Annotated in this window: 26 protein-coding genes, 1 tRNA gene and 1 pseudogene; 18 read left to right on the top strand and 10 right to left on the bottom strand. The window is 71.0% G+C overall.

Translation table 11 applies throughout. The features are described from left to right. The first annotated feature begins 210 nt into the window (after positions 1-210). The 9 genes from JOD64_RS08380 (at position 211) to JOD64_RS08340 (ending at position 8,291) form a co-directional block, all read left to right on the top strand. A complete protein-coding gene (locus tag JOD64_RS08380; RefSeq protein WP_204941712.1) occupies positions 211-1,236 on the top strand; it encodes an aspartate-semialdehyde dehydrogenase in 1,026 nt (341 codons plus the stop codon). A 99-nt stretch (positions 1,237-1,335) separates the two neighbouring features. Next, on the top strand, positions 1,336-1,812 hold the full coding sequence (locus JOD64_RS08375) for a PPOX class F420-dependent oxidoreductase (RefSeq protein WP_204941711.1): 477 nt from the start codon (positions 1,336-1,338) through the stop codon (positions 1,810-1,812). A 139-nt stretch (positions 1,813-1,951) separates the two neighbouring features. Then, the gene (locus JOD64_RS08370; protein WP_204941710.1) at positions 1,952-2,635 is read left to right on the top strand and encodes a TMEM175 family protein; all 684 of its coding nucleotides are present in this window, start codon (positions 1,952-1,954) and stop codon (positions 2,633-2,635) included. A gap of 73 nt (positions 2,636-2,708) precedes the next feature. Next, positions 2,709-3,125, top strand: coding sequence for a CBS domain-containing protein (locus tag JOD64_RS08365; protein ID WP_204941709.1), 417 nt, complete (start codon positions 2,709-2,711; stop codon positions 3,123-3,125). A 211-nt stretch (positions 3,126-3,336) separates the two neighbouring features. Continuing rightward, positions 3,337-3,708 carry an SCP2 sterol-binding domain-containing protein gene (locus tag JOD64_RS08360; RefSeq protein ID WP_204941708.1) on the top strand — a complete coding sequence of 124 codons (372 nt, stop codon included), beginning with the start codon at positions 3,337-3,339 and terminating at the stop codon, positions 3,706-3,708. Beyond that, a complete protein-coding gene (locus tag JOD64_RS08355; RefSeq protein ID WP_204941707.1) occupies positions 3,708-5,768 on the top strand; it encodes an amylo-alpha-1,6-glucosidase in 2,061 nt (686 codons plus the stop codon). The genes JOD64_RS08360 and JOD64_RS08355 overlap by 1 nt, the downstream gene beginning before the upstream one ends. 95 nt (positions 5,769-5,863) lie before the next feature. Continuing rightward, the gene (locus JOD64_RS08350) at positions 5,864-6,616 is read left to right on the top strand and encodes a lysophospholipid acyltransferase family protein (protein WP_204941706.1); all 753 of its coding nucleotides are present in this window, start codon (positions 5,864-5,866) and stop codon (positions 6,614-6,616) included. A gap of 81 nt (positions 6,617-6,697) precedes the next feature. Then, positions 6,698-7,306: an isochorismatase family protein gene (locus tag JOD64_RS08345; RefSeq protein ID WP_204941705.1), complete on the top strand. Its 609-nt coding sequence runs from the start codon at positions 6,698-6,700 to the stop codon at positions 7,304-7,306. A 4-nt stretch (positions 7,307-7,310) separates the two neighbouring features. Beyond that, positions 7,311-8,291: a GlxA family transcriptional regulator gene (locus tag JOD64_RS08340; RefSeq protein ID WP_204941704.1), complete on the top strand. Its 981-nt coding sequence runs from the start codon at positions 7,311-7,313 to the stop codon at positions 8,289-8,291. Here the strand turns inward: JOD64_RS08340 and JOD64_RS08335 are convergent. The 6 genes from JOD64_RS08335 to JOD64_RS08310 all read right to left on the bottom strand — a co-directional run bounded on the left by JOD64_RS08335 (position 8,173) and on the right by JOD64_RS08310 (position 13,080). Then, positions 8,173-8,895, bottom strand: coding sequence for a hypothetical protein (locus tag JOD64_RS08335; RefSeq protein WP_204941703.1), 723 nt, complete (start codon positions 8,893-8,895; stop codon positions 8,173-8,175). The genes JOD64_RS08340 and JOD64_RS08335 overlap by 119 nt on opposite strands. Positions 8,896-8,967: 72 nt before the next feature. Then, positions 8,968-9,681 (bottom strand): response regulator transcription factor, encoded by a 714-nt coding sequence (locus JOD64_RS08330; protein ID WP_204941702.1) that lies wholly within the window; start codon positions 9,679-9,681, stop codon positions 8,968-8,970. After that, positions 9,654-10,796 carry a hypothetical protein gene (locus tag JOD64_RS08325; RefSeq protein WP_307813914.1) on the bottom strand — a complete coding sequence of 381 codons (1,143 nt, stop codon included), beginning with the start codon at positions 10,794-10,796 and terminating at the stop codon, positions 9,654-9,656. Before JOD64_RS08325 ends, JOD64_RS08330 begins: the two co-directional genes overlap by 28 nt. A gap of 55 nt (positions 10,797-10,851) precedes the next feature. After that, positions 10,852-12,033: a sensor histidine kinase gene (locus JOD64_RS08320; protein ID WP_204941700.1), complete on the bottom strand. Its 1,182-nt coding sequence runs from the start codon at positions 12,031-12,033 to the stop codon at positions 10,852-10,854. Positions 12,034-12,156: 123 nt separating this feature from the next. Further along, positions 12,157-12,546 (bottom strand): VOC family protein, encoded by a 390-nt coding sequence (locus JOD64_RS08315; protein ID WP_204941699.1) that lies wholly within the window; start codon positions 12,544-12,546, stop codon positions 12,157-12,159. Positions 12,547-12,624: 78 nt separating this feature from the next. Next, positions 12,625-13,080, bottom strand: coding sequence for a DUF3558 domain-containing protein (locus JOD64_RS08310; RefSeq protein WP_204941698.1), 456 nt, complete (start codon positions 13,078-13,080; stop codon positions 12,625-12,627). A 132-nt stretch (positions 13,081-13,212) separates the two neighbouring features. Here JOD64_RS08310 and JOD64_RS08305 point away from each other — a divergent pair, with 132 nt between their 5' ends. The 5 genes and pseudogenes from JOD64_RS08305 to JOD64_RS34080 all read left to right on the top strand — a co-directional run. Continuing rightward, positions 13,213-14,211: a hypothetical protein gene (locus tag JOD64_RS08305; RefSeq protein WP_204941697.1), complete on the top strand. Its 999-nt coding sequence runs from the start codon at positions 13,213-13,215 to the stop codon at positions 14,209-14,211. A gap of 216 nt (positions 14,212-14,427) precedes the next feature. After that, complete coding sequence (locus JOD64_RS08300) at positions 14,428-16,029, top strand: alkaline phosphatase D family protein (RefSeq protein WP_204941696.1); 1,602 nt, start codon at positions 14,428-14,430, stop codon at positions 16,027-16,029. An 11-nt stretch (positions 16,030-16,040) separates the two neighbouring features. Beyond that, positions 16,041-16,928 carry a discoidin domain-containing protein gene (locus JOD64_RS08295; protein WP_204941695.1) on the top strand — a complete coding sequence of 296 codons (888 nt, stop codon included), beginning with the start codon at positions 16,041-16,043 and terminating at the stop codon, positions 16,926-16,928. A gap of 677 nt (positions 16,929-17,605) precedes the next feature. Next, positions 17,606-17,908, top strand: coding sequence for a MerR family transcriptional regulator (locus JOD64_RS08290; protein ID WP_204941694.1), 303 nt, complete (start codon positions 17,606-17,608; stop codon positions 17,906-17,908). A gap of 463 nt (positions 17,909-18,371) precedes the next feature. Continuing rightward, a pseudogene (locus JOD64_RS34080) lies at positions 18,372-18,539 on the top strand (hypothetical protein); the annotation flags it as partial. A gap of 266 nt (positions 18,540-18,805) precedes the next feature. On the opposite strand, the gene JOD64_RS08285 reads toward JOD64_RS34080, so the two are convergent. Beyond that, a tRNA-Arg gene (locus JOD64_RS08285) sits at positions 18,806-18,881 on the bottom strand. 160 nt (positions 18,882-19,041) lie between these two features. On the opposite strand from JOD64_RS08285, the gene JOD64_RS08280 reads away from it, so the two are divergent. Continuing rightward, positions 19,042-19,749 (top strand): hypothetical protein, encoded by a 708-nt coding sequence (locus JOD64_RS08280; protein ID WP_204941693.1) that lies wholly within the window; start codon positions 19,042-19,044, stop codon positions 19,747-19,749. Between the two features lie 36 nt (positions 19,750-19,785). On the opposite strand, the gene JOD64_RS08275 is transcribed toward JOD64_RS08280, so the two are convergent. Both JOD64_RS08275 and JOD64_RS08270 read right to left on the bottom strand, forming a co-directional pair. Further along, positions 19,786-20,781, bottom strand: a complete 996-nt coding sequence (locus JOD64_RS08275) for an alpha/beta hydrolase (RefSeq protein ID WP_204941692.1) — start codon at positions 20,779-20,781, stop codon at positions 19,786-19,788. Between the two features lie 127 nt (positions 20,782-20,908). Further along, positions 20,909-21,349, bottom strand: a complete 441-nt coding sequence (locus JOD64_RS08270; RefSeq protein ID WP_239559455.1) for an HPF/RaiA family ribosome-associated protein — start codon at positions 21,347-21,349, stop codon at positions 20,909-20,911. Between the two features lie 303 nt (positions 21,350-21,652). Between JOD64_RS08270 and JOD64_RS08265 the strand changes: the two genes are divergently transcribed. From JOD64_RS08265 to JOD64_RS08255, 3 genes are all read left to right on the top strand, one after another. Next, complete coding sequence (locus JOD64_RS08265; RefSeq protein WP_204941691.1) at positions 21,653-22,417, top strand: single-stranded DNA-binding protein; 765 nt, start codon at positions 21,653-21,655, stop codon at positions 22,415-22,417. Positions 22,418-22,725: 308 nt separating this feature from the next. Beyond that, the gene (locus tag JOD64_RS08260; protein ID WP_204941690.1) at positions 22,726-23,775 is read left to right on the top strand and encodes a cobalamin biosynthesis protein; all 1,050 of its coding nucleotides are present in this window, start codon (positions 22,726-22,728) and stop codon (positions 23,773-23,775) included. Beyond that, positions 23,772-25,316, top strand: coding sequence for a cobyric acid synthase (locus JOD64_RS08255; protein ID WP_204941689.1), 1,545 nt, complete (start codon positions 23,772-23,774; stop codon positions 25,314-25,316). The genes JOD64_RS08260 and JOD64_RS08255 overlap by 4 nt, the downstream gene beginning before the upstream one ends. A gap of 100 nt (positions 25,317-25,416) precedes the next feature. Here JOD64_RS08255 and JOD64_RS08250 read toward each other — a convergent pair whose 3' ends face one another. Continuing rightward, the gene (locus tag JOD64_RS08250) at positions 25,417-25,818 is read right to left on the bottom strand and encodes a rhodanese-like domain-containing protein (RefSeq protein WP_204945970.1); all 402 of its coding nucleotides are present in this window, start codon (positions 25,816-25,818) and stop codon (positions 25,417-25,419) included. Positions 25,819-26,219 lie beyond the last annotated feature (401 nt).

Genomic DNA, 26,219 nt, shown 5'->3' with positions numbered 1-26,219 from the left:
ACGAGGGAGTCCTCCCGGTCCCGCCCTTCGCTGTTGATCATGAAGTTGTTGTCACCTGCGACGGCGTGTCACGGCAATAACTTCATGATCAACGGGGGAGGGGGTGGACAGGGGTGGGCGGGGGTGTGGGGGCGGGGTGGGGTGTGATGCGGGACCCGGGGGGTGGGAAGGGCTCCCGGTTTCCGGGGTGGGCTGGGTAGCCTCGCGGGCATGAGGATCGGCATTGTGGGGGCCACCGGCCAGGTCGGTGGCGTGATGCGGCAGGTGCTGGCGGATCGGGAGTTCCCGGCGGAGCAGGTGCGTTTGTTCGCCTCGGCGCGGTCCGCCGGGCGCACACTGCCGTGGCGCGACGGTGAGGTGATCGTCGAGGACGCCGCAACCGCTGACTACTCCGAGCTGGACATCGTGCTCTTCTCGGCCGGTAAGGGCACCGCGCAGGAGCTGGCCCCCCGGGTCGCCGAGTCCGGCGCCGTGGTGATCGACAACTCCTCCGCGTTCCGGATGGACCCGCTGGTGCCGCTGGTCGTCGCCGAGGTCAACCCGCAGGCTGCCCTCGACCGCCCGAAGGGCATCATCGCCAACCCCAACTGCACCACGATGGCCGCGATGCCGGTGCTGCGCCCGCTGCACGCCGAGGCGGGCCTGGTCGGCCTGGTCGTCTCCACGTACCAGGCGGTCTCCGGTGCCGGGCTGGCCGGCGTCGCCGAGCTGGACGAGCAGGTCCGCAAGGTTGCCGAGCACGCCGCCGGGCTGGCCTTCGACGGGTCGGCCGTGGAGTTCCCCGCGCCGCGCTCGTTCGCCGAACCGATCGCCTTCAACGTCCTCCCGCTGGCGGGTTCGATCGTCGACGACGGCTCGTTCGAGACCGACGAGGAACAGAAGCTGCGCAACGAGAGCCGCAAGATCCTCGAGATCCCCGACCTGTTGGTCTCCGGCACCTGCGTCCGGGTGCCGGTCTTCACCGGCCACTCGCTGCAGATCAACGCCCGGTTCGCCCGGCCGCTCACCCCGCAGCGTGCCCACGAGCTGCTGGCCGACGCACCCGGGGTGGCACTGACCAACGTGCCGACGCCGTTGCAGGCCGCCGGGCAGGACCCGACCTACGTGGGACGGATCCGCGCCGACGAAACCGCCGAGTACGGGCTGGCCCTGTTCTGCTCGAACGACAACCTGCGCAAGGGTGCCGCGCTGAACGCGGTGCAGATCGCCGAGTTGGTCGCCGCCGAGCGCCGCTGATCGTCGCCGTCACCGGGCCTTCGCCGACGTCGGCGAAGGCCCGGGCCCGTTTGAGGGGCCGCTGACGACCGGGCGCGGCGGCCGACCGGTCGTGCTTGGATGGGACGAAGTCGACCGTCCCACCTGGAGGCAAACGTGCCGGATGACCGTACCCAGCAGGCGTTGACCGACCTGGTCGCCGCGCGTTCGATGGGCGTTCTCGCGACCATCAAGCGGGACGGGCGGCCACAGCTCTCCACCGTGGTCCACTGCTTCGATCGGGACGCGGGTCTGATCCGCGTGTCGGTCACCGACGGCCGGGCCAAGACGGCCAACCTGCGCCGCGACCCGCGGGCCAGCTTCCACGTCGCCAGCGACGACGGCTGGGCGTACGCGGTGGTCGAGGGTCGCGCCGAGCTGACCACCCCGGCCGCCGAACCCGGCGACGAGACCGTCGAGGAACTCGTGGTGCTCTACCGGGCACTGCGCGGCGAACACCCCGACTGGGACGAGTACCGCCAGGCCATGGTCGACGAGGGGCGGCTGGTGCTGCGCCTGCACGTGGAACGGATCTACGGCATGCCGCCCCGGAGCTGACCCGCTCGCCCGTCATCGTGCGTCCGTGGTAGGCAGCGTAGCCGGGGCGCGGTGCCCGCAGGCGGGTGTCTCGCCCGCCGACGGGTATACCGCCCTCCCGTGCCGACTCGGCCGCCACGGAACGTCGGGGGAGGGGTGGATGGGCGTCGACGGGACCAGCGACGAGACCCCACCCGGCGGCCCGCCGCTGCGACGGGAAACCTCCCGTCTGCTGTCGTTCAGCGACGGTGTCTTCGCCATCATCATCACGCTGCTGGTGCTCGACCTGCAGCCACCTCGGGTCGAACGCGGTCAGCTGCTGCACGCACTGATCGAGCAGTGGCCGGCGTACCTCGCCTATGTCTCGTCGTACCTGTACGTGGCGGTGAACTGGCTGAACCACCGAGCGGCCTTCAACCGGGTGGAGAACAGCGGAAAGGCCCTCCAGTGGTACAACCTCGGAGTGCTGTTCAGCACCGCGCTGCTACCGTTCGCGACCTCGGTCGTCTCGCAGGCCATGCGGGACGGCGACCAGGCGGACCAGCGGACCGGCGTGGTCGTCTACGGTCTGGTCGGCGTGCTGGTCTCGGTGAGCTGGCTGGGGCTGTACCACTACCTCACCCGGCATCACGACCTGCTGGACCAGACGGTGCCGCGTCGCTTCTTCCCGGCCGAACGGGCACGGGCCGCGATCGGCCTCCTGGGGTACGCGCTGGCGATCCTCGTCGGATACCTGGTCAACCCGCTGTTCGCACTGGCGATCTTCCTGCTGTTGCCGATCTTCTACTCCCTGACCAGCAGTGGCCTGTACGAGCTGCGGCGCCTGCGGCACCCCCACGGATAGTCATCGGCGGTCGGCGTTACCCCCTCCCGCGTGGCGGGTAGACGGGCCGTGCCGACACCGAGAGGGGAGCACCATGACAACGGTCGGAGAGTTCATGACGACCCGGTTGGTGACGATGGACGGCAACGAGACGCTCATCGCAGCCGCGCAGGAAATGCGTGACAGTGCGATTGGCGATGTGGTGGTGACCGACGGCGACAGCGTGGTCGGCATCGTCACGGACCGGGATATCACGGTCCGAGGTGTCGCGGAGAACATGGACCCGGGCTCGACCCGGCTGAGCCAGGTCACCACCCGCGACGTGATCACCGTGAGTCAGTACGACGACGTGGTGGCCGCCGCGGACCTGATGCGTACGTATGCCGTACGCCGGCTCCCGGTGATCGACGACGGGCGCCTTGTCGGCCTGGTGTCGATGGGTGACCTCGCCGTCGAGCGCGAACCACAGTCGGTGCTCGCGGACATCAGCGCCGACGACCCGAACAACTGACCGTCCGCCGCGGGCGCGCCGGCTCTCCCGATGCGGGAGAGCCGGCGCTGCGGTGTCCGGGCCAGGTCGGTGCCGGAGTCGTTCACCCGATCCGGGCGAGGTTGACCGGGGAGGCGGTGGGGACCCGTGCGGGGACGTGCAACGCCGGCCGTCCGCGCGACTGAGCGCGGAACTGGGATCCCGGGCCCGGCAACTGGGAGGAGTGGACCCGATGGTGGACGCGACCACGAGGTTCTTCGAGGATCTGGACCGGCGGGGGTACGAGCCCCTGCTGGCGAAGACCTCCGGGACACTGCGTATCGACCTGCACGAGGGGGCGCAGACCCGGCACTGGCTGCTGAGGATCGACCGCGGCCGGCTGAACGTGAGTCAGGAGGACCAGGAGGCCGACACCGTGATCGGCGCGAGCCCGGTCCTCTTCGACGACATCGCCGCGGGCCGTGAGCACGGCCTGGCTGCGCTGTTGCGCGGGGACATGACCGTGACCGGCGACGCCCGGCTGGTGGTGCAGGTGGAGCGGATCTTCCCGAGTTCCCCGGACGCCCGTGGGCCCCGTCGGCGCTTCGCCGGGGGGGTGCACTGATGGGGCAGAGCAACACGGTCCGGATCCTGGACGGCAACACGTTCGTCGTCTGCGAGGACACCGGTGACATCGAGGCGACTCCGAGCGAGCCGACCGGGCTGTTCTCCATCGACACCCGGTTCCTGTCCACCTGGGTGCTGACCGTCAACGGCGACCGGCTGAACTCGCTCTCCTACGACGACCTGCAGTACTTCGAGTCGCGGTTCTTCCTCGTCCCGGGGATGGCCACCCACTACGTGGACGCGAAGTTGTCGATCATCCGGGAGCGCGCGGTCGGCGGCAGCTTCCGAGAGCAGCTCACCATTCTCAACCACGACGAGAAGCCGGTCGATCTGGAAGTCCGGATGGACGCGGCCTCGGATTTCGCCGACCTGTTCCAGGTCAAGGACGAGATCCTCAACAAGAAGGGCGAGATCTACACCGAGGTCGAATCGGACCGGCTGCGGTTGGGCTATCGCCGGGGCAACTTCCAGCGGGAAACGGTCATCTCCTCGTCGATGGCGCCCCGTTACGACAACAGGGGCTTCACGTACACCGTCCACCTGGAACCCAACGAGCAGTGGGAAGCCGTGATCGACGTCCAGACCCAGGCGCTCGGGCCCGGCGGTCGGGATCTGCGTTTCGGAGTGCGCGTGCACGGCACCGAGCGGCTTGCCCTGCAACACGACCTGGAGCGTTGGATCGCCGACGCTCCGAAGGTCAACAGTGAACATGGCCGGGTGGCCAGCACCTACCGGCGCAGCCTGATCGACCTGGCGGCGCTGCGCTTCTCGCCCCTGTCGCTGGGCGGCGCGACCCTGCCGGCCGCCGGCCTGCCCTGGTTCATGACCATGTTCGGTCGGGACAGCATCCTCACCTGCCTGCAGACGCTGCCGTTCACCCCGCAGTTGTCGAAGACGACGCTACGTATCCTCGCGTCCCTGCAGGGCAGCCGGTTCGACGACTTCCGGGACGAGGACCCGGGGCGGATCCTGCACGAGATGCGCTACGGCGAAACCGCGGCCTTCGAGGAGCAGCCGCACTCGCCGTACTACGGCTCGGTGGACGCGACGCCGCTGTTCGTCGTGCTGCTCGACGAGTACGAGCGGTGGACCGGGGACGTGGCGCTGGTCAAGGAGTTGGAGCAGGAGTCACGGGCGGCGCTGAGGTGGATCGACAACTACGCCGACCTGGTCGGCAACGGCTACATCTGGTACGAGCGGCGCAACACCGACACCGGCCTGGAAAACCAGTGCTGGAAGGACTCCTGGGACTCGATCTCCTACTCCGACGGCACGCTGCCGCCGTTTCCGCGGGCCACCTGCGAGGTGCAGGGGTACGCGTACGACGCGAAGATCCGCGCGGCCCGGATGGCTCGCGAGTTCTGGGACGACCCGGAGTTCGCCGACCAGTTGGAGCGGGAAGCGGCAGAGCTGCGGGCGCGGTTCAACCGGGACTGGTGGGTGGAGGACGGCGAGTACTACGCCCTGGCCCTCGACCCGGACGGCCGCCAGTGCGACATCCTCAGCTCCAACATCGGTCACCTGCTGTGGAGCGGGATCGTCGAACCCGAGCGGGCGGAGAAGATCGCCCGACACCTGGTGGGGCCGCGGCTCTTCTCCGGCTGGGGGGTGCGGACGCTCGCCGAGGGGGAGGCCCGCTACAACCCGATCGGCTACCACAACGGCACGATCTGGCCGTTCGACAACTCGTTCATCGCCTGGGGCCTGCGCCGCTACGGTTTCCCGGAGGAGGCCGCAACCATCGCCAACGGCATCCTGGACGCGGCCACGTACTTCGACGGCCGGTTGCCGGAGGCGTTCGGCGGCTACCCGCGGGAGCTCACCAAGTTCCCGGTGGAGTACCCGACGGCGTGCAGCCCGCAGGCCTGGTCGACCGGTACGCCGCTGCTGCTGCTTCGCACCATGCTCGGTCTGGAACCGCACGAGGGTCACCTGGCGGTCGAGCCACGGCTGCCGGTCGGGATGGGCCGCATCGAGGTGCTGGACATCCCGGGTCGCTGGGGTCGGATGGACGCCTTCGCCCGGGGTCGACTGGACCTGGACAACCTCGCCGACTGACCGACCCGACCGCAGAACCCGGCGGTGGCGCGCAGCCTGCGCCGCCGCCGGTCGCCGCCCAGCCGAACTCCAGCCGGGCAGGGTAGATTCTGCGGATGCCGGAGCTCGTGTACCCGCCCGTTATCGCCACCGCCAAGACGTTGTTCCGTCTTCTCGACCTGAAGATCACTATCGAGGGCGCCCACCACGTACCGCGCACCGGCGGGGCGGTGCTCGCCAGCAACCATGTCAGCTACCTCGACTTCATCTTCGCCGGCCTGGGTGCCAACGCGTCGGGTCGGCTGGTTCGGTTCATGGCCAAGCAGTCGGTCTTCACCCACAAAATCGGCGGGCCGCTGATGCGGGGGATGCGGCACATTCCGGTGGACCGGCAGGCCGGCGCGGCCTCGTTCCGCGCCGCCGTGGCCGCGCTCAAGCGCGGCGAGGTCGTCGGCGTCTTCCCCGAGGCGACGATCAGCCAGTCGTTCACCGTCAAGGAGCTCAAGAGCGGCACGGTCCGGATGGCCCGCTCGGCCAAGGTGCCGGTGTTGCCGGTCGCACTGTGGGGCACCCAGCGGCTCTGGACCAAGGGCCGCCCGCGCACGCTCACCCGCCGGCACACTCCGATCACCGTTCTGATCGGCGAGCCGATCAACCCGGCGGATTTCTCCGACCCGAACATGCTCGACGCCGAGCTGAAAACCCGGCTCAGCGCCCTCGTCGATCGGGCCCAGCGGGAGTACCCGGACGCACCGGCCGGCCCGGACGACACCTGGTGGCTACCCGCGCACCTGGGCGGCAGCGCGCCCACCCCGGAGGAGGCCGCCGCTCTGGACGCCGCCGACGAGCGCCGCGCGACCAACGCCTGACGACGAGTTGGCCGGATCGTTCCGCACCCGGGCACGATGGTGTCTGCCGACGCGACCGCCACCCGGTCAGGATCTTCAGTCATGAACAGAGCAGCACTCGTCGTGATCGACGTTCAGGAGTCCTTCCGTCAGCGCCCGATCTGGGCGTACGGTTCCAACCCCGACCTGGTCCGTCAGGTCGATCGACTGGTCGCCGCTGCCCGGGAGCGCGGCGACCTGGTGGTCTGGGTCCTGCACTCCGAGCCGGGCACGGGCGGATTGTTCGACCCCGCACTCGGGCACGTGCGGCTGATCGAGGGGCTGGTGCCGGCCGCGGGGGAGCCGACGCTGGTCAAGACCGCGCACAACGCGTTCACCACCACGAATCTCCAGCAGTTGCTCACCCAGGCCGGCGTGCACGACATCACCGTCTGCGGCATCCGCACCGAGCAGTGCGTGGAGACCACCACCCGGGTCGGCTCGGACCTCGGCTACCGGATGACCTTCGTCACCGACGCCACACTGACCTTCCCCATCCCGCACTGGGATCTGCCGGAGACCGCGGCGGTCGAGGAGATCCTCGCCGACCCCCGCACCCTGACCAACGAGGAGATCGTCACCCGCACCGAGTACGCGTTGTCCGGCCGCTTCGCGACCATCCGCACCGTGGACGAGGTGACCGGCGCGTCCCTCGCCGGCACCCGGAGCTGACGGGATGACCCGGGTCGTCTTCCTGCTGGTCCCGCAGTTGCACCTGCTGGACCTCGCCGGGCCGGCCCAGGTCTTCTCCAGCGCCGCCGACCTGGGGTACGACTATCGGCTGCACTACGTCGCCGAGCGGGAGCAGGTGCCCACCGTGCAGGGCGTACCGCTGGTCGCCGACGTCCGGTGGCCCGAGTTGACCCCGGACGACCTGGTGCTCGTGCCCGGTTGGCGGCCGGCGGCGCACGGGCCGGAGGGGCCGGTGTCACCCGGCGACCTGCGGCGGCTTGCCGAGCACCACGCGGCCGGCGGCACGGTGGCCAGTGTCTGCGCCGGGGCGTACGCCCTCGGGCGGGCCGGGCTGCTCGACGGCCGACGCTGCACCACCCACCACGAGGTGCAGGACGACCTGGCCCGCCGTCACCCGGCGGCGCGGGTCACCCGGGATGTGCTGTACGTGGTCGACGACCGGGTGGTCACCTCGGCCGGCATCGCCAGTGGCATCGACGTGGCGCTGCACCTGGTGGCTACCCGGCACGGCCCGGCGATCGCCGCAAAGATCGCCCACACCCTGGTCGTCTACGCCCGCCGCAACGGGCACGAGCAGCAGGCCAGCGCGATGATGCGGCACCGCTCCCACCTGTCTGATTCGGTGCACCGGGTGCAGGATCTGATCGACAGTCGGTACGCGGAGCCGCTGCCACTGGCCGAGCTGGCCGCCGCCGGCGGCGTGGCCGAACGGACGCTGACCCGGCTGTTCCGCGCGGCGACCGGGCTCACCCCGCTCGGCTACCAGCAACTGCTGCGGGTGGAGCGTGCCGAGCACCTGATCGGGCACGGCACGACCGTGGAAGCCGCCGCGCGGACCGTCGGCTTCACCGATGCCCGGATGCTGCGCCGCCTGCGATCCCGCTCCACGGGGTCGGCTCCGGCCCCGAGCGGTAGTAGTCGTCCCGGGAGTGGAACTCCACCGGCAGCGAGCCGGGCAGCGTGACCCGGGTGTCCCCGGCGAGCAGGCCGGGGCCGGCCCGCAGCAGCAGCACGTCGCGCTCCTGTGCCGACAGGTCGACCAGTTCGGGGCGGGTGAGCCGGAACATGGCCACCGCCCGGCGGATCTGCCGGGCCAGCGCGGCGACCTCACCGACCGGCCCGCCCAGGGCCAACGCCGGCTGCTGAATGGTGCGTAACGCGTCGCAGACGATCAGCAACTGTGCCGCCGCGTCCTGCTCGGCTGCCGGCAGCTCCAATCGGGACGGCCACTGCCAGCGGATCTGCCCGCTCATCAGGCCGTTGAGGCGGGCGGGGGGCCGGGACCGTGGCGTGTGGTCGACGACCAGCGACAGTTGCGCGCCGCTGCCCACCCAGCAGATCCGCTGGTCGGTGACGGTCACCGAGACCGGCTCGGGCAGCCGCCAGCCGCGCCGCGTCTCCGTCGGCCCGAGCAGGTAGCCCGCGACCAGCAGCCGGTGCCGCCCGAGCACCCGCTCGCCGGGGGCGGGACGCAGGTTGTAGCGGTAGTCCAGGGTCGGCCCCACATCGTCGTCCGGGGCGTCGAACCGATGGGGAGCTATGAAAAAGGGGGACGCGTCGGCGCGCATCGTCACGACCTCCCGGTCAGATGGCTGTGCTGTGAAGCGTGGCGGATCGGAAGGCGGCTGTCATGACGCCCGTTAGGGGGTCGGCCGGTCGTGCGTCGCCTGTGACCGGTAGATGCCAATCTCCTCCGGGCGGACGAGGCCGTCCTCGATCGCGCGGGCGAGCAATGCCGCCTTCGTGGCGGCTGGCCGCCCCGCCCGGGTGTACTTGATCCGCGCACGGTCGACGTACTGCTTCACCGTGTGCTCGCTGATCTGCATCCGACGGGCCACCGACGCCTTGGACATCGACTGGAACCAGAGCAGCAGGGCCTCACGTTCCTTGTCGGACAGCATCGGCCGGTCCGGCCGTGGATCGCCGACCATCGCCCCGGCCAGCGTGGGCGGCACGTACGGTCGATCGCTCGCGGCGGCCAGCACGGTCGCCACGCAGTGCTCCCGGCCTTCGTGCTTGGCCAGGAACGCCACCGCCCCGGCGTCGAGTGCGGCGAGCATGGTCGCGGGGTCGGTGTGCTCCGAGTAGACCACCACCCGCCGCCCGGCGGCGCTCAGCTCGGCCAACTTGTCCAACGCCATCCGCCCGTGCAGCCGCAGGTCGAGCAGGACGACGTCGGCGTCCGGCGCCGCCCGCAGCACCTCGTCCGGGTCGTCCCCGGTGGCCAGTACCGTCAGCCGCGGCTCGGTGGCGAGCCAGGCGCGTACACCGTCGACCACGACCGGGTGGTCGTCGACGATCGCCACCCCGATCGGCCGGTCGCCGGTCACCGCCGCCACTGGGTCTGCGCCCATCTGATGCTTCCGTCCCGTTCGTAGAGGTGCTCAACCTGCCCGTCGTCGTGCTCCCCATGGGGCGGGCCGGTGGCCTCCGGCCCCTCCCGGTCCGGTGTGACCAGGCTGACCACCACCTCGTTCGGACCGGAGACCACGGTCAGTCGGGCCCAACCCCGGGCGTCGGCGAGGATGCCGTTGAGCGGGTCGGCCAGCCGGCGTCGGATCTCCACCGGCAGCGGCGGCGGGGTGCCGATGGTGACCAGGTCGATCGGCAGGCCGTTGCGTTCGGCCAGGTCGGCGGCGGCCCGCAACTCGTGCAGCAGCGGGTCGGGCACGTCGTCGGACTCCGCGATCAGTCGGCGCAGCCGGGCGGCGGCGAGCACACACCTGCGCTGCACCTCCGGGTCGCCCGGATCGACCTGGCCGGCTGCCAACTCCCCGAGCACTCGCCCGGCTGCCGAGCCGACCAGGGCGAGCCGATCGCGGCGTTCCCGGAGGGCCCGCTCGGCGGCATCCCGCTCCGCGGCCATCGCATGGCCGGCGGCGGAGACCGCGGCCCGTTCCCGAGCCAGGCTGACGATCACCGCGCTGCCCACGAACACCGCCACCGGCAGCGAGAACGTGCCGTAGACGTACATCACGTAGCGGGCCACGTCGGCCGGGTCGGGGCCGTGCACGAGCACGGCGAGCAGCGCGATCACCGCGTGCGTGGTCAGCAGCGCGATCAGCCCCACCACCCGGCGACCCCACAGCGCCAGCACGAAGAACCAACCGAGCGTGCTCCACACCCAGTTGGCGGCGGTGAACAACTGCCGGTCACCGGCGGCGACGAAGACGGCCACGTCGACGGCGAGCAGCAGCCCGGCCAGCGGCCACGGCGGCAGCGGCGAGTTGCGCAGGAGTCGTACCCCGGCCACGGCGCCGGCCACCGCGACCAGTGCCCAGCCGCCGAGCACCACCGCCGGTGCGGCGAACTCCGCGCGGGCGGCCAGCACCGCCGGCAACCCGATCGCGATGTGCCAGGCCAGCGCGATGGCGACGGCGGCGATCCGGGCACCCCGGTCGGAGGCGTGTGCCACGGCAGCCGGCGCGGCGAGCCCCGCCGCGGACGTCGGCTCCCGGGGTGTGGGCACGCTGGTCCGCTCCGGAACCTCCGGTCCGCTGAGGGGGTGCGCCGGGGCGCCGAGGTCAGCCGACACCGGGCCACTCCAGTCGGATTCGGGTGCCCGCGCCGGGTGCCGATTGCACGTCGGCCCGGCCACCGACCGCCGCCATCCGGCCGAGGATCGACTCGCGCAACCCGTACCGGTGGGGTGGGACGGTGGTCGGGTCGAAGCCGGGGCCGTCGTCGGCGACCTCGACCACGACGCCGACCGCGTCCCGGCTCAGCCGCAGCGTGACCCGCGCGCCCGGTGCGTGGCGGACCACGTTGGACAGCGCCGCGTAGGTGCTCTCGCTGATCGCGTCGGCCACACCGGCCGGGACCGCGCACGACGCCAGGTCCAGGTGCGCCGGAAGCTCGGGCAGCCGGCCCGTCACCGCCCGCAACCGCCCGTCCAGCGGCACCGGGCCGTCGCCGGCCACCGGGCCGACGTCGGTGAGCGCGACGAGAGTACGCAGGTCGGCGGCACACCGCTCGCGAAAGGCGGCCGTGGGGCCGGCCACCGCGCCGAGCCCCACCATGGTGAGCGTGCCGAGCACCGTGTCGTGCAGGTCGCGATTCTGCTGGCGTTCGGCGTCGCGGGCGGCCCGTGCGACCAACGCCTCCCGGGTGAGCCGCTGATGCTCGACGAACACGCGGTCCGCGCGGCCGATCCGTCGGCGCATCACCGTCGCCATCATGGCCGTGCAGGCGGTCTGCACCAGCAGAGTGGCCGCGTGCGCCCGAGCCTCGGTGGAATTGCCGGCCGCCTGCGCGCCCGTCGCGTAGGCGGCGACGACGAGCAACCCGGCCGGGATCGACCAGCGCGCCGGGGCGGTGGCCTGCGCGTTGATCACCGTGGTGCTGGCCAGCACGGCGATCCAACTGCCCTCGCCGGGCAGCACCCCCGGTGCCACCAGCACGGGGATGAGCAGGCAGGTCACCGCGGTTATCGCGACGTCAGCGGCGACCAGGGCGGGATTGATGCCATGACGCCACGCGCGGTGCGCGTACCAGAGCGACCAGGCGGTCAACCCGGCAACAGCGGGCAGCAACACGACTGACTCGACCGGCGGGGTGTGCACCGACAGGGCCACCGCCGCGCCGACCACACCGCAGGTCAGCCGCAGCAACGCCGGCATCGTGGTGAAGATGAGGCTGAGCGCGCCACCAGCCGGATTGTCCAGGGTGGGCGGCGGCGGCACGGTCTGGGTGGCAGCGGCCGGCATCGGGAAGTGTCCTTCCGACAACGACCCGGTCCGGGTCCGCACGGCAGAGATCGACGTCGGAGAATAACACGACTGAACGCCAACGATCACCCATTGTGCGCGATGTGTCGCAAAACCGCCATGTCAGGCCGCGGGCTGGAGCAGGTCCCACCGGTTGCCGTAGAGATCGACGAATACCGCCACCGAGCCGTACGACTCGTGCCGCGGCTCCTCAAGGAAACGCACCCCGGCGGCCACCATCCGGGCGTGGTCCCGGGCGAAATCCTCGGTGTAGAGGAACAGCCCGACCCGGCCACCGGTCTGGTCGCCGACCCGGGCCCGCTGCTCGGCGGTGCTCGGTCGCGCCAGCAGCAACGCCGTCTCCCGGGCACCCGTCGGGCGGACCACCACCCAGCGCGAACCGTCCGGTCGGGCCGTGTCCTCCACCAACTCGAAGCCGAGGCCGCCGACGTAGAAGTCGATCGCCTCGTCGTACTCCCCGACCAGCAGCGCGACAAGTCCCAGATGTGCCATCCGGTCATTCTGCCGGCGGGGGCTCGGCACCTTCCCGGCGGCGTCCCCGCTGGTCACCCGGGTCACGCCGCCGTTCACTCAGGCGAACGCGATCGGGGTGGACCGGATGAGCCAGTCGATTGCCCGGCCACTGTCATCGACGGCGTTCACATAGCCGACCGCCGCGTACCGGCGCCCGCGCTCGGGCATCGTGAACCTCTCCTGGAAGTCGACTCCCGTGGCCGAGACGACGCGCACCACGTGGCCGCCCGGCGGCACCCGCACCGGGAACAGGACGAAGGTGTGCTGGCCCTCGACCGTGAAGCGTTGATCGACGATCGCGATGCCGTCGATGCTGATTGTGAGGACGACCGGGTCGTCCCGGAACGACTGGTTGCTCACCCAGAGGTGCAGGTCCGCCAGGTGTTCCTCGACGAGGCGGACGGCGGGCGCGGCTGCGCCTGTCGACGGGGGAGTCGCCGCCGCGCTCGATGACGGGGAGTTCGTCCCGCCGCTCGGCCCGGTGCATCCCGTCGCGGCAAGCAAGGCAATCACGCTGAGGACCGCGGCACGTCGTCTGTCCACCCCGCTCTGACGCCGAACAGCGGGCCTCGGTTCCGTCTGCCTCGCCGGAACCGGGAGTGTTCGCCGTCCGTCCCATCTTCGGGTGGAGAGGTGGTGAGCCGGATGCGCGCGGGCCGATCGGCACTGGCGGTGGCTCTGCTCGGCGTGGCGCTGAGCGGCTGCGGTGGCACGAACATCGGGCCGGGTGGGGAGAACGAGCCCGGCCCGGCCGAGATTGCCGAGACGTGGACCTCCTGCGCCACAGCGGCACCACAAGCCGGAGGCATCCTGTCGCTGCCGAACACGCAGACGCCGACACCGGCCGTGCCCGAGCCCAGGATCGGGCGCATCGACCCCGCGTTCACCCCGGTCGCCGCCGTGATCTGTGGTCGACAGATCCGGCCGGCCCCAAACGGAGGTCGGGAGCAGGTCGCCACCGAGCGACGCGCCGAGGAGATCGCACCGCTGCTCGCCGCGCTGCGCCTGCCAAACCAACGGGCGCACGGCGAGAACATCTGCACCCTCGACATGGTCGTCCCGCCCTGGCTGGCCCTGCTCGACGACCGGGGGCGCTGGCTGCGCCCGTACCTGCCGACAACCTCCTGCGGCAAACCCCGCCCCGAGGTCACCGCCGCACTGGACGGTGCGAAATGGACCACGGTGGACACCCGTACCGTCGGGCAGGTCGGATCCCCCGCGGCCGACGCCGCCGGATGCGCGCAACGGTGGGCGGACATGGTGTGGGTGGAAACCACCAACGGACGCACCGCGCCGCCCGGAGCGGCCACGTCGCCGGCCGCCGGGCCGATGCGCCTCTGCGTCTACCAGGTGCCCGCATCCGAGCAGGGCGGCGGCAAACCAGCGGGTGATTTCGTGTACGGCGGGCCGCTCCCGGCCGAGCGCCAGGCGGGCGTGCTCCGGGCATTGGCCAACCGTCGAGCGGTGGCCGACTGCGCCACCCCGGCGTCCCGCTTCGCGGTGCTGCGCCCGCTGGACGGCACCGGTCCGGACCGGTACGTCGAACTCGACGGCTGCCGACGTTTCCTGATCGTGCCACCGACCGGCGGGGCTCAGCTCGGTCAGGGCGACGACACTCTGGCCACCCTGCTGGGGCCGCTCTGAGCCGGCTGAACGGCTTCGTGCTCGACCGCACTCCCGCAGGCGGAGTCCACAACCACCTCGGCGACCTGGTGGCCCGGCGCTGCCGCGCCCTGGTGGGTGGATGTCGGCCTCGGTCCACACCGTGCTCAACGGACCGCCATCCGCCCGTCATCTGGCTACCACTTAATGATCAACGACTGCAGGACAAATCGTGTCCCTCCGAGAGGAACCCTGCGCGTGATCCCAGTGGAAGACCCCAGACCGGCCGCCCGTCTGGCGCGGCGGCGGTTCCTGACCGTGACCGGCGCCGCCACGGCGCTCGCCTTCGCCACCAACCTGCCCGGCGGGTCGAGCGCCGCCGCCGCCACCGACACGCTGCCCGACGACCCGTTCACCCTCGGCATCGCCTCCGGTGACCCGCTTCCCGAAGCGGTGGTGATCTGGACCCGGCTGGCACCGCGACCGTACGAGCCGTTGGGCGGTATGCCGTACCACGCCGTCGAGGTGGAGTGGCAGGTCGCCAGCGACGAGCGGTTCCGGCGGATCGTCCGCTCCGGACGCGCGACCGCGCGACCCGAGTACAGCTACAGCGTGCACGTGGACGTGCGCGGCCTACAGCCGAGCCGGCAGTACTGGTACCGCTTCAAGGTCGGTCGGTACCTCAGCCCGGTCGGTCGTACCCGCACCACCCCGGCACCCGGGCAACGGGTCGACCACCTCACCTTCGCCGTCGCCTCCTGCCAGTCCTTCCCGGACGGTTTCTACACGGCGCACCAGCACATCGCCGCCGAGGACGTCGACGCGGTGGTGTTCCTCGGCGACTACATCTACGAGTACGGCGTCTCCGCCTCCGGCGGGCTGCGTAATCTCGCCGATCCGGTGCCGAGCCAGTTCCGCACCGAGGCCGACACACTCGACCGGTACCGCCTCCAGTACGCGCTCTACAAGTCCGACCCCGACCTGCGCGCCGCGCACCAGGCAGCGCCGTGGATCCCCACCTGGGACGACCACGAGGTGCAGGACAACTACGCGGGCCTGACCTCCAAGAGCAACGCCCCGGTCGAGGACTTCCTGGTCAGAAGGGCCAGCGCCTACCGGGCCTACTGGGAGCACATGCCGCTGCGCTCACCGGCCCCGCAGGGACCCAACTACATGCTCTACCGCCGATTCACCTTCGGGCGGCTGGCCGAGCTGAACGTGCTGGACACCCGCCAGTACCGCGCCGACCAGGCTTCGAGCGACGGCTGGAAGGTCGACTCCGAGGAGCGGCGGGACCCCGCCCGTGCCCTCGCCGGCGCCCAGCAGCAACGCTGGCTGCTGGACGGCGTTCGCACCTCCCACGCGACCTGGAACCTGCTCGCCAATCAGGTGATCATGAGCCGGATGGACCAGGACCCGACGGTCGGCGACCTGTACAACATGGATGCCTGGGACGGCTACGCCGCCGAGCAGAAGGTCACCCTCGACGGGCTCGCCATGCTGCGGGGACGCAACCCGGTCGTACTCACCGGCGATGTGCACGCCGCGTACGCGCTGGACATGAAACGCGACTTCACCGACCCGGCCTCGCAGACGTACGGCGTGGAACTGGTGGCGACGTCGATCAGCAGCGGCGGCAACGGCAGCGAGATCTCCGCGACCGGGCAGAAGTTCCTCGACAGCAACCCGCACCTGAAGCTCGTCAACGAGCGGCGCGGCTACCTCAGGGTCCGGCTCACCGAGCGTGAGCTGCGGGCCGACTACCGGGCGGTGCCGTACGTCGACCGGAACGACGCCCCCGTCCAGACCGTCAGTTCGTTCACCGTCGAGGCCGGTAACCCCGGCCTGCACCCGGCATGAGGGGTAAAGCCATGACCCGTACTCTCTGGCGCCGGCTCATCGGCCTGTCCCGTGGCCGAAAGGCCGCGGTCGCCGGCGCCGTCATCGCCCTGGTGGCGATCGGCGGCACGGCCCCCGCGGTCGCCGGCCGACCCGACCCGACCCGGTTGAGCCTCGCCTCCGACGTCAGCCTGGTGCAGGTCAACCCGATCCCCTGCGCGAACCAGGGCTTCCAGCTCCAGTTCGGCAACACCGGACGCGCCGACGTCTACGCCGACGCGTTCCTTGAGGTGAAGGCGCCGCTGACGCTGTCCAGGAACCTGGTCTCCAGCTACCTGCCCGCCGGTTACACACTCAAGGTGCCGATCACGGTCACCGCACCCCGGGGCACCGCCCCCGGCCGATACACGATCACCGTCCGGTCCGGTGAACGCCGGCTCGCCGTGCCGGTGGAGGTCGCACCGGGACCGGTCGACACCACCGGCAACCTCGCCAGGTATGTGCCGGTGACGGCATCCTCGGAGAACCTGCCCAGCTACCCGGCCTGCGGTGCGGTGGACGGCGACCGCGACTCGAACCACTGGGCAACTACCACCGGCTGGAACGACGCAAACAAGGGCGCCTTCCCCGACTGGCTCCAGGTGACGTTCGACAAGCCCGAGACGATCGGTCGGGTCGACGTCTACACGCTCGACTCCACCAAGTACCCGGTTGCGAAGTACGGCCTGCGCGACTGGGACGTCCAGGTGCGGGTCGGCGAGGACTGGCAGACCGTTGCCCAGGTGCGCGGCAACGTCGCCGGTCAGGTCAGCTCGCATTTCACACCGCTGACCGGGACCGCGTTCCGGGTCGTCACGCTGGCCAGCAACGAGACCGCCGGTTACTCGCGGGTGGTGGAACTCGAGGCGTACGCCTCCTGAGAGAGGCCGCCGCTACCTCCCGTCGTACGCCGCGTCCGGGCCGAGGTGTCTCGGTCCGGACGCGGTGCGGTGCGGTGCTGCACAGGTGGCTGTATCGGCGGGACTACCCGCGTACTCAGAGAAAATCTATGTGCGAAGCGCTAGACATCCTTGCCGTCTCCGGCTAACGTTCCTGAGGTCGAAAACGGAGCAAACAAAGACGCTGACGTGACCGTCCCGCCCCGGGGGCGAAGGAGTAGGGCCAGGGAACTTGTGGGCCCACTCGGTTCGGCGGCAGAAACTTGCCGCAGTGGCAGCGGGTGGGGCCAAGGCTGGTTCAGGGCTGCACCCGAGGCAAGGAGAGTTCGTCGTACGTGTCAGGGCCATGAAGTCGCGTGGGGCTCGGACACCGACGAACGGCACGAAAGTAAGGCAGAGGAAATCAGAGGCAAGGGAGGGCACTACACCGTTGGATCGCCCGCCGTCAGCCGCATTCGTGGGCTGGACGCGGACACCGCAGTTTCCATCGAACGAGAGGTGGTCTCCGGTCACGCATATGCGATCCTCGCACCCGATGCCGTCATTGACGGCCGGTGTGGACAAGAGAAGCCGACGTTCTGTCGGTAGATGGTGTTCCTGACCCACAACCCTTGGGCCCCGGTGCTTTCGAGCACCGGGGCCCTCGTGACGGAGGTTTGATGACCCAATCCGGCGACATGCTCGACGACGAGGACTACCCCGCCTACACGATGGGCCGCGCCGCCGAAATCCTCGGCTGCTCGCAGGACTTCCTGCGCCGGCTCGGCGACGCGAAACTGATCGACCCGCAGCGCTCCAGCGGCGGACACCGCCGCTACTCCCGCTACCAACTGCGCCTCGCCGCGCGAGCCCGGGAGATGTGCGACCAGGGCACCGATATGGCCTCGGCCTGCCGGATCATCATTCTTGAGGACCAACTCGAAGAGGCCCTCCGACGCAATGAGAGATACCAGCAGGGCTGAGCACACCCTCCGGGCCGGAGTCCTCGCCGCGGAGGCCGGACAGCGACCACGACGTCCATGGAAGGTGGCGCGTCAAGGTCCAGTCCTACTGACCACGAACCGCAGCGACCGAGGCCGCCTACCGGCAAGGTAAGCGGCCTCGAATGCTGTGTGGGTATGGGCGGGTGGCTCTACCACCCGACCGCCGTTGTTGCGGGCTGGCCTGACCTACGGCCTGGCGCGGGGCACTGCTGGGCGAATTGCAGCGATCTACGAATTACTAGATCAAACTGCCCGTCCCGCCGACCTGCGCACGTGGCGGTCTAGCAGCGCAAACATCTCTCGACACCTCACACCACTGCCCCACTGTCGGTTGACCTCTTGCGGACTAGATGCGGACGGCATGTTCCGGAGGACTGCGGGCAGGCATCGGAGTTGCGATCATGGCCTGATGGAGCAAATGAGCAGGTGAGTCGTCTATCGCAACCCGTGGATGACGGTGCGAGAGGATGCCATCCGGCACTCCGATGGCAGCCCAGGAATTTACGGGGTGGTGCCGATGGGGCTGGGGTTGCAGCGAAGGGCCCTCGCCATCCGCTTTGGCTGCCCGCCATGTCGATCTGCTGTTGAGCGGTATACCTCAGAGGTATGAATATGACTCTGAGGTATACCGCTCGCTACCGCATCCGCCCCCCACGGAGGTGACCGACGGTCACCGCCGGCCGCCGGCTGCGCCCACCGCCCGAACCAGGGTTAGGAATTACTCGTCTAGGCCCACGTCCTGCCGGAGATCGAGCGGGTCGCCGCGGACGAGGCCGCGAAGCACCTCTTCGGCTGACTTGGCTGTACGAATGGCTGTACGGAGGCCGTGGTGGTCGTCTCGACCGGGAGCGGAAAGCCGCTGACCTGCGGTGACGGTGGTGCGCCCGGCAGGATTCGAACCTGCGGCCTTGGGATTAGAAGTCCCCTGCTCTATCCGCTGAGCTACGGGCGCGTGTGGCGTGCATGTTGCGCCCAGAGGGTACCGCCGTCCCGCTGCCCGGCGGCGAAAAGGGTGCCCGCGTCCACGTTGCCGAGCAGGGTCTCACGGCGACCGCGTGGCGAGCATCTGGGTTCCCACGGACCAGCCCGACCACGGACCGTACCTTTGGCTGGTGCTGTTGGATCCCGACGCCGAGAACGACGTCGCCTACGAGCTGTGCCAGATCGTCGGTCGCGCCATCCTGCCGTACCGGTCGTCGGTCGACGATGACCAGGTCCACGGCACCGCGTTCTTCTTTCAGGGCGGCGACGACCCGGTGGGGGAGTCGCTGCTGACGGCGGCCGACCTGGTCGGCGCGGCGGGTGGTGAGCTGGGCTTGCGGGCGAGCGTCACCGAGCCGGCCGGGGTTGCCCCGGCTGCCGTCTCCGGGGCCGAGATCGTGCCCGGCTGGGCCCGTTTCCCGGGCGACGGGGTCGCGGTGCTGCCGACCGCCGGCCTGCACCGCTATGCCGGGGACGGCGGCTGGCGGTGGCGGGTCCAGCCGGTGCCCGCGAGGATCGCCGCCGGGCCCGAGGTGGTCGCCCGCCTCGGCGCCGACGCCGGTTCCGCTTTCGTGCTGGCCCATGGGGTACGCGAAGACAGGTCACGCCCCCTGGAGGTGGCGATCGAACGAGTGGTCCGTGACGGGGACGACGTGCGGATCACGACGGAGCTGCCAACGGGGTACGTCGGCGCGCCGGTCTTCGTCGTCCAGCCGGACACCACCGGGGAGGTGTCGCTGTACTGCCTGGGGCTGGTGCTGCCCGGCGTCGGTGGTCACCCGGTGGCGACCTTCGACCGAATCCGAGCCGTCCTTCCGGCGACGCCCGGCGACGTCTGAGCCGCGACCCGCACCGCCGCCCGGCCTGGTCGACGGTCAGCCGCCGAGCGTCGTCGCCCCTGCCGTGTCGGCCGGGGCGGTGGGACCGGCGGCGAGGAACGCCTCGGCCCAGCGGCCGACCTCGTCGAAGACCTTCTTCCGTACGGCGGGGCCGGAGAGCGTTAGGTCGTGCATCCCACCGTCGAAGCGGGCCAGGGTGACGTGGCGGCCAAGGCGGGGCGCGTACCGGACCATGTGCTCCACGTCCAGGACGGCGTCGGCCAGGGTGGCGTTGTCGTGCCATTTGGTGCCCCGGTAGGAGCGGGTCGAGCAGGCCAGCAGCACCGGCACCCGGATGTCCAGACCAGCGCGTAGCCGGCGTTGACCGGTGCGGATCGCGTTCAGCCAGCCGGCCCGGACCGGGAACCCGGCCAGCGGCTTCCACTCCAGGTCGTAGGTCCACTCGCCGCGGTGGTCGGTGTGGATGCTCTCGCCGTACACCGTGCCCAGCCCGAACGGCAGGATGCGGTGCGGCGCCCTGCGGCCCAGCCGGGACGCGGCGGCCGCGAGGGGTCGGCGCACCGCCCAGGGGGCGTTGAGGTCGAAGAACGGGCTGTTGAGCACCAGACCGTCGATGGTGCCGGTGTCGCGGCGGGCGTCCGCCCAGAGCGAGAGGATCAGGCCGCCGGTGGAGTGGCCCATCGCCAGCAGGGTGTCGTGCCCGTCGTCGGTGCGAATGATCTCGGCGGCGGCGTCCAGCTCGGGGAAGTAGTCGCTGATGTCACGGCAGAAGTTCGGCGTCTGGCCCGGGAGCAGGCTGCGACCATATTTGCGCAGGTCGAGTGCGTAGAAATCCCAGCCCCGCTCGACGTAGAAGTCGGCTAGGTGGGTCTGGAAGAAATAGTCGACGAAGCCGTGCACGTAAAGGACGGCCCGTCCGGTGGGGCGCTCGGCCCGGCGCCGGACCAGGGTCGCGACGACAGGCCCTTCGTCATCGGTGCCCAGGTCGATCGTCTGCCGCTCGTACGGCGGTCCCAACACGTCCGGTTCCACGAACGCGACGCTACGCCGCCAACCTACCCAGCGGTAGCCCTCGCTCTCGCCCCCGCCCGTCCCGCGATCCTGCCCTCGTCTCGCCTTTCGCTGTTCGAAGTGCAAGATCACGGGGACGGGGCGTGGGTCAGACCGTCTCTGCTTCGACGCGCGTCGGGTCGGCGGCGGGGAGGTTCTCCTGGTCCTCGTCTGCGTCGAGCTCGCTCTGGGGTTGTGGGAGGTCGCGCAGGTGCTTGTTGTGCCGCGGTTCCTGGCGGGTCTTGGCGTCGTTGAGGCGGCGGCGCAGGTCGTCGCGGACGTCGTTGAGCGCGGCGTGCAGGTCCTCCTCCGTGGAGGTCGTGACGATCTTCTGCCGGCCGGCGATCCAGCACTCCAGGGTGACCTTCTGGCCCCGCGCCTCCCGGTCCTTCACCGACACCTCCAGCTCGGTGGCGTCGGCGTGGAAGCTGGCCAGCCGGGCGTCGAGGGTGACGAACTGCTCGGCGATCCAGTTGCGGTCGCCCTGCGAGAACCCGGCGCCCACCCGTAGGCACTCAGCAACGGTGGCCGGGTTCGCCACGGCGCTCATCGCCGTGCCTCGGAAGCGACCGCGGAGCCGATTTTGGTGATCATCATGGCGCTGACCTCTCGTCGACGTGGAGCTGTCGGTGGTGCGTTGATCAAATGCATACCCACATTGGTCGGCCCCGGAAACCGGCGACGCTCAGCCGGGTGGTGCGCCGTACCACACCCGGGCGTGATCAGGGCGTTGTCCACAGGTGGGTTCGTCGTCCACAGGCCGGGGCTGGGTGCTGGCGATGACCGCGCTCAACGCACAGGCTCGGTGTCGAGTCGACTCGCGCTGGCAGGCCCCGATCCCCCTGGAGGGACGATGTTCGACACCTACGTAACAATTGTCGGCAATGTGCTGACGACGCCCGAATGGCGACGTACCACCCAGAGCAACACCCTGGTGGCCAACTTCAAGGTCGCCTCGACCGCCCGACGGCTCGACCGGGACAGCGGCCGGTGGGTCGACGGCAACTCGCTCCGCGTCCGCGTCAACTGCTGGCGCAAGCTCGCCGAAGGCGTGGCGGCCTCGGTGATGGTCGGCGATCCGGTGGTCGTCTGCGGCCGGCTCTACACCCGCGACTGGACCGACGACGCCGGCAACCACCGCACCCTCTACGAGCTGGAGGCGGTCGCCGTCGGTCACGACCTGTCGCGGGGACGGGCCCGGTTCCTGCGCAATCGGCCGAGCATGACGACCAGCGCGGTGGAGGACGCGGAAGCCGAGAGTCGGGTGCACGGCGAGCCCACCGAGCCGGTGCCGGCCGGGCACGCGCCCGTGTTGCCCGAGGACCGCCCGCTGGACGACGACTTCGAGCTGCCCGACTACGCGGCGCTGCGAACCAGCCCGTTCGCCGACGGCCCCCTGGACGACGACGGCACCCCGAGCGGCGGGCCGAGCGGGCCGGCCAACCTGCCACCAGGCCTCGACGACGAGCTGACCCTTCCCACCGAGGAAGACCTCGACGACAACACCGACGAGGACCTGGACGACGAGTTGGGGCCTGCGCCGGACGAGAGTCAGCCGGAGCCCGCGCCGTCTGGTCGGGGGCGGCGGGGCCGGGGCCGGGTTCCCCAGCCGGCGTGACCGATCGGTTCGTCCATCGCGGGTCGGGCGGCGGCCGAGCTGTCTGAGGTCCCGTGCACGTCGCGGGCGCGCGGGCAGCACGACAACACGGCACGACGGGGGTGGGGTGGCGACGCGACCAGCGCCGTCACCCCACGTGACGACGGGGTGGGGTGCGGACAGGACCAGTGCGGTCACCCCACTTGCCGGCGGAGACCGGGCTGGAGGCGGCGGTTGCGGCTTCTCCCGAGACGCTGGTCGCTGGAGCACCGTGGGTCGGGCTGGCTCACGGGGCGCTCGTCTAGGCTGGCCGGCCGGAGGTGGTGCGGGTGCGACGGACAGCGCCGGTGGCGAATGCGGTGGGGCTGCTTGCCGGGTACGCGCTGGACAGGCTGCTCGGTGATCCACGCCGGCTGCACCCGGTGGCCGGCTTCGGGCAGGCCGCGAGTGCGCTGGAGCGCCGCCTCTACCGGCCGGACCGGACGGCGGGTGCGGCATTCACCGCCCTGGCCGTGGGCGGGCCGGTGCTGCTCGGCGCGGTCGCCGCAGCGGCCACCCGGCACCGGCCGGTGACCCGGGCGGCGCTCGTCGCCGCCGGCACGTGGACCGTGCTCGGCGGCCGGACACTGCGGCACGAAGCCACCGTCATGGGGCGGACGCTGCGCGACGGTGACCTGCCCGCCGCCCGGCGACGCCTCGGCCACCTCTGCGGACGGGACCCGTCGACACTGGGCGAGTCCGAGCTGGCTCGCGCCACCGTCGAGTCGGTCGCGGAAAACACCTCCGACGCCGTCGTGGCGCCGCTGGTCTGGGGTGCGATCGCCGGCCTGCCCGGCCTGTTGGGCTACCGCGCGGCGAACACCCTCGACGCGATGGTCGGACACCGGTCGGCGCGCTACGCGCGGTTCGGCACTCCGGCCGCGCGCCTGGACGACGTGCTCAACCTGGTGCCGTCCCGGCTGACCGGGCTGCTCACCATCGCCGTGGCACCGGTCGCCAACGGGGATCGGCAGCGGGCCTGGCAGGTGTGGCGGCGTGACCGCAACGACCACCCCAGCCCCAACGCCGGCCAGTGCGAGGCGGCAATGGCCGGCGCGCTCGGCGTCCGCCTCGGTGGCCGCAACGTCTACTTCGGGCGCTCCGAGGTGCGGCCGTTCCTCGGCGACGGCCCCCGCCCGGAGGCGCGCCACCTGAAGCGGGCCGCCCGGATCTCCGGCGCGGTCGGGCTGGCCGCGGTTGGGCTGGCCGCCGCGTACCCGGTGACCCTCGGCCGCCTGGTCGGCGCCGTGGGCCGCCGCTGCCTCAATGCCGTCACGGGCCCGAATGGGCTGCTCGGGACGGGCGGGGCCGGCGCGACGGGGCGGGGGACTGGGCGGTGAGCGGCGGGCTGCTGGTCGCCGGCACGACCTCCGATGCCGGCAAGAGCGTGCTCACCGCCGGCATCTGCCGTTGGCTGCACCGCCAAGGCGTGAAGGTGGCGCCGTACAAGGCACAGAACATGTCGAACAACTCGGCGGTGGTCGTCGGGTCGGACGGACGCGGCGGCGAGATCGGGCGGGCCCAGGCCATGCAGGCCGCAGCCTGTGGGCTGGCACCCGACCTGCGATTCAACCCGGTGCTGCTCAAGCCGGGCAGCGACCTGGCCAGCCAGGTGGTGCTGCTCGGCGAGGCGGTCGACACGATCACCGCCGGCACCTTCCGGCACCTGCGTCCCCGACTCGCTGAGACCGCGTACGCGGCGCTCGCCGAGTTGCGTGACACGTACGACGTGGTGATCTGCGAGGGCGCCGGCAGCCCCGCGGAGATCAACCTGCGGGCCGGCGACTACGTCAACATGGGGCTGGCCCGGCACGCCAACCTGCCCACCATCGTGGTCGGTGACATCGACCGGGGCGGTGTCTTCGCCTCGATGTTCGGCACCGTGGCCCTGCTGGACCCAGCCGACCAGGCGCTGATCGCCGGCTTCGTGATCAACAAGTTCCGGGGCGACCTCGGGCTGCTCCAACCGGGGCTGGACATGCTGCGTCACGTCACCGGTCGCCCCACGTACGGGGTGCTGCCCTGGGCACTGGACCTGTGGCTCGACGCGGAGGACTCACTCGCCTACGGCCGTGTGCTCGGCCGCCCCGCAGCCCCGCACGGCACCGAGTGGCTGGACGTGGCCGTCGTCCGCCTACCCCGGATCAGCAACGCCACCGACGTGGAGGCGCTCGCCACCGAGCCGGGCGTCCGCGTACGCCTCACCATCGAACCGGCCGAACTGGCCGCCGCCGACCTGGTCGTACTGCCCGGCTCCAAGTCCACCGTCGCCGACCTCGCCTGGCTGCGCGAAACCGGTCTCGCCGACGCGGTGGCCGCACACGTTGCGGCCGGCAAACCGTTGCTCGGCCTCTGCGGCGGCTTCCAGATGCTCGGCCGCGCCATCCACGACACGGTGGAGAGCCGACGGGGCAGCGTGCCAGGGCTTGGCCTGCTGCCCATCGAGATCACCTTCGATCCTCGCAAGACCGTCAGGCAGTCGGTGGGCACCGCCCACGGCAGCCTTCCAGTGCGCGGCTACGAGATCCACCACGGGTACGTCTCACACGCCGACCCCACCCTGACCCCGCTACTGACCAGCGACGACGGTGCCGGCGAGGGAGCCGTGCTCGGCGCGGTGCACGGCACGCACTGGCACGGGGCATTCGAGTCCGACGAGTTCCGCCGCTGGTTCCTCACTGAGGCGGCTCGCCTGGCCGGCCGCACCGGATTCCGGGTCGCACCGGCCACCAGCTTCGACGCCGCTCGGGAACGCTCGCTTGACCTGCTCGGCGACCTGGTCGAGGAACACCTGGACACCGATGCCCTCTGGCGACTCATCGAAACCGGACCACCGCCCGGCCTCCCGTTCATCCCACCCGGCCCGCCACCGTCCCAGTAACCCAACTGCCCACGCTGGCGGCAGTGCGGTGGGCTTCGACGGTTGGGTGGTGGGGATTCAGGGGCGGATGCATGCGGGCGTTCGGGCGGGGCGTTGGGACTTACGGGCGAATATCGGCGGGGCGGTCGGTGGTGGGAAGTCCAGCGGCCAGCCAGGCATCGACACCGCCGATCATGTCGGTGGCTCGACGCAGCCCGAGGGTCTGCAGGCTGGCGGCGGCCAAGCTGGAGCTGTAGCCCTGCCTGCACACCAGCACGATCTCCCGGTCGTACCCGGTGGCCTCGGGGATCCGCCAGGCGCTGGCCGGATCAAGTCGCCATTCCAGCACGGTCCGGTCGATGACGACCGCCCCTGGCAGGTCGCCCTGTTCGCGGCGCTGCGGTTCGCTACGGGTGTCGACCAGCAGCGCGCCGCCGCGGACCGCCTCGACGGTCTGCTGCGGAGTTAGTCGGTGCAGCCCGGCGCGGGCCTGTTCGAGCAGGGCGTCGATACCGGGGCTCATCACGTCTCGGAGCACCACCCGATCATGCCGATTCGGCAGCACCCCCGGGCGGCGAACTGGCCGCTCGTCACCCGTCGCCGCCCCAATTCCCCCGGACGTGACGGTGCCCGGTCAGGGTGGTCAGCCGGACGGGTCAGTCCGGCCCCCGTTGGCCGCTGATCCACGTGATCCACTCCGCTTCGCCGATGTGGTGGTATCCCGCCATCGGGATAGCGCCACATCGGCGATCTGGAGTCGATCAGCCTGGCCGGCGGTGGCGACGGCATACTTCAGCCATGTGCCACGCGAGGCTGCGCTGACCTCCGACACCGGCCGGGCGGCGCGATGCTGTGAGGCCGGGGTGGCTGCGGTGATCCCGGACGGCGGCCGGGCGGCGCGATGCGGTGAGGCCGGGTGGCTGC

Origin of the sequence: Micromonospora luteifusca, assembly GCF_016907275.1 — a bacterium.
Classification (GTDB): Bacteria; Actinomycetota; Actinomycetes; order Mycobacteriales; family Micromonosporaceae; genus Micromonospora; species Micromonospora luteifusca.
This window is presented reverse-complemented; position numbering and strand designations above follow the sequence as displayed.

Coding starts and splice junctions, on each gene's coding strand:
- JOD64_RS08380 (WP_204941712.1), top strand. CDS start 211: ATGAGGATCGGCATTGTGGGGGCCACCGGCCAGGTCGGTGGCGTGATG.
- JOD64_RS08375 (WP_204941711.1), top strand. CDS start 1,336: ATGGGACGAAGTCGACCGTCCCACCTGGAGGCAAACGTGCCGGATGAC.
- JOD64_RS08370 (WP_204941710.1), top strand. CDS start 1,952: ATGGGCGTCGACGGGACCAGCGACGAGACCCCACCCGGCGGCCCGCCG.
- JOD64_RS08365 (WP_204941709.1), top strand. CDS start 2,709: ATGACAACGGTCGGAGAGTTCATGACGACCCGGTTGGTGACGATGGAC.
- JOD64_RS08360 (WP_204941708.1), top strand. CDS start 3,337: ATGGTGGACGCGACCACGAGGTTCTTCGAGGATCTGGACCGGCGGGGG.
- JOD64_RS08355 (WP_204941707.1), top strand. CDS start 3,708: ATGGGGCAGAGCAACACGGTCCGGATCCTGGACGGCAACACGTTCGTC.
- JOD64_RS08350 (WP_204941706.1), top strand. CDS start 5,864: ATGCCGGAGCTCGTGTACCCGCCCGTTATCGCCACCGCCAAGACGTTG.
- JOD64_RS08345 (WP_204941705.1), top strand. CDS start 6,698: ATGAACAGAGCAGCACTCGTCGTGATCGACGTTCAGGAGTCCTTCCGT.
- JOD64_RS08340 (WP_204941704.1), top strand. CDS start 7,311: ATGACCCGGGTCGTCTTCCTGCTGGTCCCGCAGTTGCACCTGCTGGAC.
- JOD64_RS08335 (WP_204941703.1), bottom strand. CDS start 8,895: ATGCGCGCCGACGCGTCCCCCTTTTTCATAGCTCCCCATCGGTTCGAC.
- JOD64_RS08330 (WP_204941702.1), bottom strand. CDS start 9,681: ATGGGCGCAGACCCAGTGGCGGCGGTGACCGGCGACCGGCCGATCGGG.
- JOD64_RS08320 (WP_204941700.1), bottom strand. CDS start 12,033: ATGCCGGCCGCTGCCACCCAGACCGTGCCGCCGCCGCCCACCCTGGAC.
- JOD64_RS08315 (WP_204941699.1), bottom strand. CDS start 12,546: ATGGCACATCTGGGACTTGTCGCGCTGCTGGTCGGGGAGTACGACGAG.
- JOD64_RS08305 (WP_204941697.1), top strand. CDS start 13,213: ATGCGCGCGGGCCGATCGGCACTGGCGGTGGCTCTGCTCGGCGTGGCG.
- JOD64_RS08295 (WP_204941695.1), top strand. CDS start 16,041: ATGACCCGTACTCTCTGGCGCCGGCTCATCGGCCTGTCCCGTGGCCGA.
- JOD64_RS08290 (WP_204941694.1), top strand. CDS start 17,606: ATGACCCAATCCGGCGACATGCTCGACGACGAGGACTACCCCGCCTAC.
- JOD64_RS08270 (WP_239559455.1), bottom strand. CDS start 21,349: ATGAGCGCCGTGGCGAACCCGGCCACCGTTGCTGAGTGCCTACGGGTG.
- JOD64_RS08265 (WP_204941691.1), top strand. CDS start 21,653: ATGTTCGACACCTACGTAACAATTGTCGGCAATGTGCTGACGACGCCC.
- JOD64_RS08250 (WP_204945970.1), bottom strand. CDS start 25,818: ATGAGCCCCGGTATCGACGCCCTGCTCGAACAGGCCCGCGCCGGGCTG.